Origin of the sequence: Algibacter lectus, from assembly GCF_004368925.1 — a bacterium.
GTDB classification, from domain to species: domain Bacteria; phylum Bacteroidota; class Bacteroidia; order Flavobacteriales; family Flavobacteriaceae; genus Algibacter; species Algibacter lectus.
The window spans coordinates 962061-974150 of sequence record NZ_SORL01000008.1 but is presented as its reverse complement, the minus strand read 5'-3'; the positions used below and the strand labels follow the sequence as shown (position 1 = coordinate 974150).

Here is a 12090-nt window from a genome sequence, read left to right as displayed (position 1 = left end):
AAGTGGTAAACCAAAGTGGTTTGGCAGTTTAAATTCAGGTTTTTTTGACCAAAAAAAAGATTTCAAACTAATCCTTAAAATCTACGAGAGATAAAAATGAAAAACTAAAAAAGAAACTACAAAAAGAAAACGAAAAAGCAATCCGAGATATAGCCTGAATCACCACTAGAAACAGTTCATATCTGGAAAATTATTCCAAACTAATCTAATTTATTAAACTAATGAAAAAACACAAAAGATTTAAAAAGGTTTACCTTTTATTATTATCCTTTTGTTTTGCATTTACCTTAAGTGCACAACAAAAAACAATAACAGGTACAGTAACCTCAGCAACGGATAACCAACCTCTACCGGGCGTTAACGTTATTGCAAAAGGCACAAACACTGGTGCTTCTACCGATTTTGATGGTAATTACTCTATAACAGTTGAAGGTAGCAACACCATTCTTAGCTTTAGCTATGTAGGTTTTGTACAAAAAACAGTTACTGTTGGAAACCAATCGAAAATTAACGTAGCTCTAGATGAAGATGTTAGTGCTTTAGAAGAAGTTGTCGTTGTTGGATATGGCGCTCGAAAAAAGAGTGATGTAACAGGCTCTGTCTCTTCAGTGAAAACTGCAGAGTTAACAGCATTTCCAGTTCTAGATGCAACACAAGCGTTACAAGGTCGTGCTGCCGGTGTAAACGTTCAATCTAACAATGGTGGAGAGCCAGGAGCACCTATTAGCATCTCTATTAGGGGTAATACTTCAATTAATGCGAGTAGTAACCCACTAATTGTTGTAGATGGCTTCGTTGGCGCCAATATGCCACAAGCAGGAGATATTGAATCTATGCAAATATTAAAAGATGCTTCTGCAACCGCTATTTACGGTTCACAAGGTTCAAATGGTGTTGTTTTAGTAACAACTAAAAAAGGTAGATCTGGCAGATTAAATATTGAATTAAATTCTACTTACTCCGTACAGTCTACAGCAAATGAACTAAACTTATTAAACGCTAATGATTTTACCGATTACCAAAACCAAGTTAGACAAAATGTTGCTATTACAAACTCTACAACAGCAAGTCCATACATACAAGGTGACTTCGATACAGACTGGCAAGATTTAATTTACAGATCAGGAAGTGTTCAAAACCACCAACTATCTGTTTCTGGAGGCTCAGACAAAGTAAACTATTATGCATCGGGTACTTATTTTAACCAAGACGGTGTATTAGTTAATTCTGGTTACGAAAGAGCTTCTTTCTTATCTAATTTAGATGCCCAAGTAACTGATAAATTAAAACTTGGAGTTAACTTAACAGGAGGTATAAGCACTAAAAATGGTGTTTCTACTCAATCTGATGGTTCTGTTACTGTTGGTGGAGATGATGTTGTTTCATTAGCAATGCGTTTTGCTCCAGATAAAGGTATATACAATGCAGACGGTTCGTTCACTACAAACGATCAAGTAGGTGACGAAGTTGATAACCCATGGGCTGTTGCAACTCAAAGAGATGACGATACTGAAATAGAAGATTTTAGAGCAAATTTTTATGCTAATTACGATATCGTAGAAGGGCTAGCTTTTAAAACAACTTTCGGTATAAGCACAAAAAATACATTTAGAGGTATTTATATGCCAAGAACATTAGAAGTTACTGCAGGTGGTAGCACTCAAGGTAGAGCTATTATGTCTGAAGATAAAACTAAAAATGTATTAACTGAGAACTACTTAACCTATAATAAAGAAATAGGAAAAGGAAATTTAACTTTATTAGCTGGTCTTTCTTACCAAAAAACTACGAGTAAAGGTTTTTCTAATGAAGGTACAGGAACAATTTCAGATTCTTTCTCATACTACGGTTTATGGACCGCTACAAACTTAATCCAACAAGGATCAGGAGATATATATGTTACAGAAAAAGAAATCCAGTCTCAATTTGGAAGGATAAACTTTGATTATGACGATAAATATTTAATTACAGCTACTATAAGACGTGATGGAGCTTCAAATTTTGCTACCAACGAAAAGTATGCTATTTTCCCTTCTGGTGCATTAGGATGGAAAGTATCTAATGAAGATTTCTTAAAAGATAACGAAACTATTTCTAACTTAAAATTAAGAGCTAGTTACGGTGTAACTGGAAACCCTTCTATTGGTGCTTATGAATCTTTAGCTAGTTTAGAAAATATTTACGCATCTAGTAATGGAACAACAGTACAAGCTGTTACACCTTACCAACCAGCAAATCCTGATTTAAAATGGGAGTCTTCTTACCAATTTAATGCTGGTGTAGATTTAGCTTTATTAAACAATAAAATCTCACTTTCTGTAGATTATTACAACATCGACACGAAAGATTTAATTATGAGAGATAATGGATTACCTTGGTATTTAGGTTTCTATAACGACCAGATTTTAAAGAATGTTGGTGAAATTAATAACACTGGTATTGAAGTCTTTTTAAGTACTAAAAACATTACTAATGATAACTTTAGCTGGAGTACAGACTTTGTATTCTCTAAAAACAAAAACACAGTTACTACGTTAATTAACGGAGATGATTGGTTTGGAAATGGGGCACCAAGTTACTTTAGCGTTAACAATACTTACATCCTTAGAGAAGGTGAAGAAGTAGGCTTATTCTACGGGTTAGATTACGCAGGAGTATACCAAGGAGGTACTGCACCAGCAGGAACAGCTACATTACCTGGAGGCGTAGAAGGAGATCCTTTATTTTATGATATAGCTGATGAAGACGGTGTTTCTGACGGTGTTATTGATGACGGTGACAGAACAGTAATTGGTAACCCTAATCCAGATTTTACTTGGGGTATTACAAATGATTTCAGGTATAAAAACTGGGATTTAAACTTATTTTTCCAAGGATCTCAAGGAGGTGAAATTTTTAACATGACGAACGTTCAGTTAAATAATGGTGATGCAAACACAACATATGCTTATTTCAATAACGCATGGACACCTTCAAATACAGATACCGACCAACCACGTGTTGGAAACAACAGTAACAGAGAAATTTCTTCACGATTTGTAGAAGACGGAAGCTATGTTAGATTAAAAAACCTTGCAGTAGGTTACAACTTACCTTCAGATGTTCTTAAAACTATAGGTGTAGAAAAATTAAGACTATCAGTTAGTGCACAAAACTTATTAACAATCACTAATTATTCTGGTCTAGATCCAGAGGTTAATTATGCTGGAGCTCAAGGTGGCCAAAATGGAAATAACACCGCAAGCAACACTGTTAGAGGATTCGACTTTGGAAATTACCCAACAGTACAGTCTTTTAGTTTCAGCCTTAATTTAACATTTTAAGAATTTTAAAAAGCATATAAAATGAAAAAAACTAAATATATATTTTTAATGATGATAGGACTAGGTTTAGGACTATCTGCAGTAGGGTGTTCCGATTTAGAGGAAGAACCTGTAGGATTGTTATCTCCAGATGGATTTTACCAAACAACAGATGATATACAATTAGCCGTAAACGCTTCTTTAACTCATGCAATTAATGAAGAGATTTGGGGTAGAAAATTATCAATTGCGTTATTATTACGTTCTGACATGGTCGATCTTGCATCAACTGAAACCCGAAGAGTAGAAATGAATACTCACACTATTTCTGGTAATAACGAAATGGTTTTTGACCCATGGACAAGAATTTACCTAGGTATTGCAGCAGCTAATGATGCAATTGCTGGCGGTGAAAAAGTTGAGGTTGCCGATGAGTTTAAAAATCCTGTTATCGCACAAGCTTACTTTGCAAGAGCTTTTTATTACTTTCATTTAGTAAGATTATTTGGAGATGTACCTTATATCACAGAACCTGTAACAGACATAAATGCATCTAGTTCTTTAAGTTCTACTCCAGAAGCCCAAGTTTATGAAAACATCATATCAGATTTACAGTACGCTGAACAATGGTTACCAAACACAGTTACTTCTAGAGCGACACCTTCTAAAGCCGCTGCAAAATCTTACCTAGCTTTAGTTTACTTAACTTTAGCAGGAACTAATGACAATGCATATTTTCAATTAGCTTACAACAAAGCGAAAGAGGTTATTACTAATAAAGCGACATATGATGTAGATTTAGACCCTGATTTTCAGACTCTATTTAACGCTAACAAAATTGATGCTTCTAAAGAACCAATATTTGCATTAGATTATAATAATGTTGAAGCTTCTGATAACTCTTATGATCAGACTGCTCCAATGACAGGAGTTAGAGGTGATGACGATGATCAAGGATGGTCTGTTGCTGTTCCAGCTATGGCTGTTTATGACTCTTTTGACGAGGACGACTACAGAAAACGTGTTAGCTTCCAAACAAGAGCAACTATTGGCGGTACAGATGTTGACTATACAAATTTCACTCTAAGTGGTCATAGTAACGCTAAAAACAGACCTTACATTGCGAAATACACACGTTATCCTGGCCCATATGCTCGTGGTAATAAAAGAGCAACAAGCCATAACTATTCGATGATACGCTATGCTGAAGTATTATTAATTGCTGCTGAAGCAGGAGTTGAAATTGGAGCTGCTGATGCTGTTGATCTTCTTAATGAAGTAAGAAGCAGAGCAAGAAACGGTGGTGATTCTACAAACGGTGCATATGTAGAAGAAACAATTGCAGCGAGTACAGTTCCTGCAGATCTTACAAGTATAACAGTTGCTGATGTACTTGAAGAACGTAGAATAGAACTTGCTTTTGAAGGTAAAAGATGGTATGACATTAAGAGAAGACAATTAGGTGATCAAGTTTTTAGCGCGTCTGGATATGAAGGAGCAAAACCTGACTGGAACTCAGCAGAGGATTATGATACACCAATCCCTCAAGATGAATTAGATAGAAACCCAAATTTATAATAGAACTATTTATTTATAGATTTAATATTTGTAACCTTTTGAAGTTTTCTATATTGGTCTAAACCAAATAAGCAGAAAACTAAAGATTATAAATAACTAAAACAGATTCTAATAATATTCAACAACATCTTGAATATTATTTTGAATCTGTTTTTTTTTACTTTAATTTCTAGATTTACCTCACTCAATAACAAAAAAAAAGACAAGGTAATGATAAACAAATATCACAGACACCTACAAACAACCTTCTGTATAAACTAAACTTCTCTAAACTACCACTTGAAGACACCTACCCCAATTCCCTACTAAAATCTCTTCTTAATGAGCATAAACAGTTTTCATCTTCAAACAAACTTGCCACAGTAGCTCGAGTAAACTAAGAATAAAGATTATCCTTAAAGCTTTATATTCCCGTCTAACTAATATATTTTCTACACACAATAGAAAAGCGATAACTAAACAACACAGAAAGCGTTTAAAAGCGCATAGCCTATCGCCTAATGATTACCTGCAAAACTTTATATAACACTCTTAAAAGCGCCATTGGTACTAAAAAAACACCACAAAGATTTGCTGATTGATCGCTATCTATACAAAGCTATTGAACTAAAAATAAATTGTATAGTTAGAAATTACAAAACAAATACACCCAAACAATTATTATCATCATTCTTGTGATGCTTTATAATTTAGCAGGCATTCGAAATAAAACACTGCATTTAATGACTTTTAAAACCTCTAAAAAAATAACATATTTTTACAATGAGCTTAATAAGCAATACATCGCATTTTACATTATTTACTAAATATTTAAACGTAAATATTTACAGCTCATATTTTTTTTAACGACAAAAGAGTATCCGAGTTAAAACATTTTTATCTGATTATTTATTATTTCAATATGAAACTTTTCCGCGCAAGCGCATACAGTCCTAATTAGGAAAAACAATTAGAAGAAATAGAATCTGGAAGTTTTAATACTTATAACACTATAGTAAATCACGAAAACCAATCCCCCTAAACTTAATAAATACTACAGGCTCTAAATAAGAATCTCCTATATATCTTAACATCAATAGTAAACATTGGCTCAAGAAAAAAGGCATTGAAAATTAATTTTCAATGCCTTTTTTACTATTTCGATAATAAAATCAACGACTAATACATCAACTTCATTTTTAAATTTTCTTCGGTTTTAATTTCACCAGAATTACTAATATCATTATCAGATGCATAGTTCTCCTTTGCTCCCCACAGAATAGAAACATAATCAACCTTATTATCTTTAAAAGTGTTTTTAGCAATGTTTACATAAACAATACCTCTATGGTTTAACAACATTTTGTTTTGCTCGTTGGCGCCACAATTAGTAAAGGTACTATTAGTAACTAATAGATTTCCGCCAATAGTCGACTCATCATAACCACCACGATAATAATCTATAACGTTTTGTTTTACATTATCGAACGTACAGTTATTTACGGTTAAATACTCTGTGTTATAATCGCCTTTATCGTTTGTTTCTTCAGATAATTCTAAACCATTTTCACAGTTTGAAATAGATGTGTTTTCAAAAGTGATTTTTTCTGAAAAAGACTGCTTGTAAACCTTTAAAACATAATTGAAATCACTGATATCACAACCAGAAACCGCTAATCCAAAATGATTAGACATATTCTCTTTTAAACTAGCAAAAGCGTAGTTTGAATTATTTCCTTTTAAACTGACATATTTAAGCGTTAATATGCCTTTAGGGTTTAAAGAAAATAAAGGTGAACTACTTTCTCCAGAAAAAACAATTTGTGCTTTCGCTTTTTCTTGAGATTGTATTGTAATGCTTTTATTAATTTCTATCGATTTAGAAATTTGATAAACTCCCGCATTTAAAGCTATAATATCACCATTTTGCGCTTCGTTAATTTTAGCTTGAAGTTCCTCTGCGTTGGCAACAGTAAAGATGTTAGCTTCTTTTACTGCTATCTCGTTAGAATACCAACTTGCTCCATATTTAGATTTATCTAAAATATTAGGATCTGGCATATCAGCATTAACAAAAGCACCTATTTTATTTTGATTTAATCTTGAATTCCCTGCTAAATCTTTCGTTATTGTATTAAATTCAAAACCTACATAAGGTGTTACTTCACCTGGTACACCTACCGGAATTGATATGTTTTCAGAAACTTTTTTCAACTCTAATTTAGCATTCTGTAAACCACCGTTGTAATCTTTAAACTCTACATCGCTATTATTAATAATGTTACTTTTAAAAAGAACACCGTCTGCTTTATCATGCTCCACAACTGGTAATAAATCTCCTTCTGTATTGTAAATAACATTGTTTGCAACAACAGTTCTAATAGGTCGTGCAGAACGAATTTCCGACTTTGGCAACACATCAGATTGTGCAATATTAGTACCAACTCCAAACTGCCAAGGTGATTTACAATTTACGTAAGTATTATATGCAACCACAACATCTGTAACTTGATTGTATCTATTTAATGGTGATTTTGGTATACCATTCATAACAGCCAATGGACTTCTGAAGTTTTCACCAATAATATTATAGAAATAATTATTAATAACCCAATGCCCCGTGTTTACAAGTCTAATTCCTCCGTAGTTTTTATTAACACCATCTCCAATAAAATAATTACCATCAATAACAGCATAGTTACCGTGGCGCGTTACTACAGAACCTTCACTTTTATAGAACACATTATTTCTAATTTCGTTAAAATTTGTTTTACTCGAAATAACTTCAACCTCTCCATTACATTCTTCAAATAAATTATTTGCAATAGTTGTATTACTCGGAGACATAGACGTAAAACTACTACCTAATTGGATAGATTCTCCTCGAGCCCCTCCTTTTCTCGGTCTTGGACCAAAATGGTTATTTACAATTTGATGATAATTTCTAATACTTTGGTTTCCTTTTAAATCAACTCTAAGGGTTGGACCGCCATTAGTTTTACCTGCAATATAACAATGATCGACTTTATTATGTTTTCCGAAAAGTTGAATCCAAAGGTCATCTTTATCACGTTGTTTTTGGTTGTAATCTAAAATCACACAGTTGGTAACTCTAGAATAGTTGGCAACTTTCTCCTCGCTAGTTCTAAACGCGATAACATTACTTGTGGGTGTGTACCCATTTCTAAAAAACAAGCCTTCTACAACTAAGTAATTTCCGGCAATTTCTAAATTAGAAACACCTTCTATAAATACTTGGCCAGGCGTTTCTGCTTTTAATGTAATTGGAGCATTTTCAGTTCCTTCACCTACAAATTTTATTTCTACGTTTTCCCAAACACCGTTTGCCAAAACAATATTATCTCCGGCTTTAACATTTTTAATAGCCTCGTACAATTCCTTATTGGTGCTTACTAAAGTACCTGAATCTTCAACTTTTCCGTTACAAGAAAAACATAAAACAACTACCAATAAAAGGCTAAACAACTTATTCATAAAAAGGTTTTTGATAAATTTAAAATAACAAAAAAGAAGGCCAATTACAACAAAAGACCTTCTTTTTAAAAACAACTAACTACTCAACTATAATTTTTTTAACCAAGCTTCCTTCTAATGCGTTTATTTTTAAAAGATAAACACCACTATTTAAACTTGAAATATCTAATTTATTATTTACTAAATTCTTTTCTGAAATTAATCTTTTACCAACAATACTAAACATTTCTACAGAAGAAACATTTACATTATCGGCATCTATTTTAATATGATCTTGCGCTGGATTTGGATAAATCTTAAATTTTGATGCAAGTACATTTTTATCAACAGAAAGCACGTTTGTATTTGCTGCGCCAGGCGTTCCGTAATAACTCGTAGAACCATAAACACCTACGCTTGGGTCTGAAAACACCCAACTACCATTTACTAACTGTACACTTACATCATCATCCAAAGATGCATTTCCATTATAACAAGACGACCCTGACAACTGAGTAAAAGAGCCATCCCAACTAGGAAGCAATTGTAAGTTTGGAATACCATCTGGTTTTCCGCTTCCCGCTAAATTTGTAGCATTATATCCAAAATCATACTCAAATCTATCTATTTCAACAAAATCCGTTGTATCTACTTCAGGATCACTAATAATCGGCATTAATAACCTTAAACCATCTATCTCATCATCAATTCCACCTTCATCAACACTACTATTACATCCTCCTACTCCGTCATCAAAACTATTAGAATTATTAAACGTAGGAAAATTAGATCCTGTTCCTGAACCAGAAACCAATGGTGTTGGTGATATTACACCATACTGATAAGATGAGACTAAACCACCATTAACAGCAGCATCACTATTTGATGTCAATAACAAGTAGCCATTAGCCGGAACAATTAAAGACCCTATAATAAGATGCGATCTTTTACTTGAAGAACCATCTCTAATAGTCCATCCTTCAATATCAATATCAGCACTCGTAGTATTCATAATCTCAAACCATTCCCCTTGAGCTTCACTTGATGTGGAAGGATCTGGTAAAAACTCAGTAAATATTATATCTCCAGGAGAAGATGTGAATTGAGCGTGCGCAAAAGCTGCAAGCATAAAAGAAAAAAGAAAAAGTAGTTTTGTTTTCATATCTAGCCTGTTTTAGTTTGTGAATAGTACTCTGGAAAACCAAATTGGTTAACCAGATTGGTTTTCCAAATATATACATTATTTCGAGGTATGCAAATTATTTTAACAGAAAGTTTGGTAATTAAACATCTTTTATGGTTAAAATCCCACATATAAAAACTCGAAAATTATATTTTATATATTCAAACAGGAGGTTATTACTAAAAAACAAAGCACTGAAATTGTGTGATTTAAACATAAATCAGATTAAATTTTAACATAAAGCACAAAGCTTCCTCATAATAAAGATGCGAGAAAAGACTTCGAACCCCTAGATTATCGATAAAATGAAAAGAATACTACTTATTTTTAAGACGATTAATAATCGAAATACCAATTAAACAAATCGGTTCTAATTCCGAAATTCAACCAAACCGTATTATTCTTGAAAGTTGTGGCCGTAGTTGCCTCGGGATTAAAATTTCTAACTGTAATATCGGTAAATAACTTCATATTAGACGCAGGGTTAATAACATAACCAGCCTGTAAATTTCCGTTAAAAACATTAGTTTTAATGCCTTGCCCTACTTCTACTCCAGAATCGAATGGACGATCATTATAGTTTTTATAGATATCAGCGCCATAACTAAACCCATTTGTATCATCATTAAAATCTAAACCACGCACACCAAAAATTAACTTTGCATCGGCAAACCAGCGTTTATAATGATAACGACCAATAAATATAGCTTCACTAAAGTTCGCGCCCCACAAATGTGCCATAGACTGATTATTATGTCCGTAATTTGTGCCTATCGTGTTATGTGAATATGTGTAAGGACGAATGCGATTATATTCAAATTGAAGCAGTAAATTTTCAACCTTAAAAGCATTAAAATACTTAACGCCCAATTGATAGCCAAACTTGTTTTTCCAACTTCTCTCCCCCGCTTTTACATCAGCTAAAGAAAATTCGTCTAACACAAACTGACTATATAAGTTAATATTATCATTCCACTTATATTTTGCGGTAGCACCTATTACAGCATTTCCTGCATCTTGACCCGTTTCAAACTCTATAGCTCTATAAAAAATAATAGGGTTTAAATAATTAACATCAAAGCCACGATTATTAGTGTTACTCCAAATTACCGATTCAAATAAACCAAGATTAAATCGCTTCGAAACATTCCAGCTTAAATAATGGTTAGCCATATATTTAGTTAAAAACGCACCGTCTTCAGTAACTTCTGGGCGTACATCTTTTAACCACATCCAGGTATTGGTATATTTTATTTTCCAAAACTTAGTGTTTAATTTAAGGAATGGGTGCGGACTAGCAACATCACTCAATAATAACGAACGATAACCATCACCTATAAAATTTTTACCATGCCCAAATTGAATATTTATAAATTTTGCGGGTGCATAAGACATGTATGCCTCCGCAACAGGATAATCGTAAGAATCTGTTTTAAATCTTTTAGCAATACCACGCCCAGGAATAATAGCCGGATCTGGCCCGAAGGCTTTTAAACTTTCAGCATATCTATTTACATAATCTGCGAAACGCCCCTGACTTTCAAAAACAGAAGCATAAAAATTAAACTTTTCTCCCAAACCACCTTGAACCAAAAAACCTCGGGTATTATTATAAGTAGAACTGAACTCCGCATCAGTGTCTTTACCAACTTCTAAATCGAAAATAGGGTCTATTGTAAACCAATAATCGTCACTTTGTAGTTGCACTAAATGTTCATTCCAAAGTTTTTGTCCGGCCCAAGTTGCAGTTTCACGCTGTAGAGCTTCTCTTTCTGCCTGAAAATCATAATAACTCGCTACATCATCATAAACAAAGGGTTTTGATGCCGTATGGCTATTGCTACCCACAACATTCATTTGCCTATCAAACTTAGCATAATCACTATGCGTAAACAGAATATTTAATTGACTGTTATAAGCTTTATTTTCGAAGGTCTTTAAATCATTATTTACTCTATCAAACTCTTGCTTGGCTTGTTGTTCTAACTTAGAAATTGGATTAATTGCTTCGCTTTCATCGATATCTAAATTCGTATCTATCAAAGGAATTTTAATTTGAAGCGAATATTGTTTAAATGTAGGACGCCCATTATAAGTTGCCGGTTTAATTTTTGGCAAACTTGAAAACACACGCTTAGCCTCATCTTTTAATTCATTATAAACCGCATCAACATACATCACCTGAAACCGACCTATTGTATCCACTTCAAAAAGAACCACAACTTCTCCTTTATATTTTTCTTTTTCAACCCTTACAGGCACCTTAAAACTATTATAGATGTGTGCATGTACTTGGTTATCGAAACATTTTTGTTGTTTACTGAATGAAATACTGTCACACCCTGAAAACACAGGAGGCTTTTCCGAATACGGATTGCCTTGAGTATAACCAACACATTGAGCCAAAATGAAAACTAGGAAAAGAAATTGCTTCATCACTTAATTGAGGATTGATAAATAATATAAAATATATTTAAGCTCGAAAGATACTATATTTTTTATATTCTGCACGGCAACTGTATCAGTTCCTTCAAACAACAAAGCCGTTAACCTATATAGGCTAACGGCTTTTAG

5 protein-coding genes are annotated in these 12090 nt (G+C 33.3%); 2 read left to right on the top strand and 3 right to left on the bottom strand.

Annotated elements, in window-relative coordinates:
- Nucleotides 1–221: 221 nt before the first annotated feature.
- Nucleotides 222–3323 carry a SusC/RagA family TonB-linked outer membrane protein gene (locus DFQ06_RS12525; RefSeq protein WP_074937216.1) on the top strand — a complete coding sequence of 1034 codons (3102 nt, stop codon included), beginning with the start codon at nucleotides 222–224 and terminating at the stop codon, nucleotides 3321–3323.
- A gap of 21 nt (nucleotides 3324–3344) precedes the next feature.
- On the top strand, nucleotides 3345–4880 hold the full coding sequence (locus DFQ06_RS12520; RefSeq protein ID WP_052415348.1) for a RagB/SusD family nutrient uptake outer membrane protein: 1536 nt from the start codon (nucleotides 3345–3347) through the stop codon (nucleotides 4878–4880).
- A gap of 1158 nt (nucleotides 4881–6038) precedes the next feature.
- On the opposite strand, the gene DFQ06_RS12515 is transcribed toward DFQ06_RS12520, so the two are convergent.
- From DFQ06_RS12515 to DFQ06_RS12505, 3 genes are all read right to left on the bottom strand, one after another.
- Nucleotides 6039–8354, bottom strand: coding sequence for a chondroitinase-B domain-containing protein (locus DFQ06_RS12515; RefSeq protein ID WP_133967973.1), 2316 nt, complete (start codon nucleotides 8352–8354; stop codon nucleotides 6039–6041).
- 79 nt (nucleotides 8355–8433) lie between these two features.
- Complete coding sequence (locus tag DFQ06_RS12510; protein WP_133967971.1) at nucleotides 8434–9495, bottom strand: T9SS type A sorting domain-containing protein; 1062 nt, start codon at nucleotides 9493–9495, stop codon at nucleotides 8434–8436.
- A gap of 357 nt (nucleotides 9496–9852) precedes the next feature.
- Nucleotides 9853–11952, bottom strand: coding sequence for a gliding motility protein RemB (locus tag DFQ06_RS12505; protein ID WP_133967969.1), 2100 nt, complete (start codon nucleotides 11950–11952; stop codon nucleotides 9853–9855).
- Between the last annotated feature and the right edge of the window lie 138 nt (nucleotides 11953–12090).

Excerpts from the sequence above, each read along its gene's own strand:
- DFQ06_RS12525 (WP_074937216.1), top strand. The coding sequence starts at position 222 with ATGAAAAAACACAAAAGATTTAAAAAGGTTTACCTTTTATTATTATCC.
- DFQ06_RS12515 (WP_133967973.1), bottom strand. The coding sequence starts at position 8,354 with ATGAATAAGTTGTTTAGCCTTTTATTGGTAGTTGTTTTATGTTTTTCT.
- DFQ06_RS12520 (WP_052415348.1), top strand. The coding sequence starts at position 3,345 with ATGAAAAAAACTAAATATATATTTTTAATGATGATAGGACTAGGTTTA.
- DFQ06_RS12510 (WP_133967971.1), bottom strand. The coding sequence starts at position 9,495 with ATGAAAACAAAACTACTTTTTCTTTTTTCTTTTATGCTTGCAGCTTTT.
- DFQ06_RS12505 (WP_133967969.1), bottom strand. The coding sequence starts at position 11,952 with ATGAAGCAATTTCTTTTCCTAGTTTTCATTTTGGCTCAATGTGTTGGT.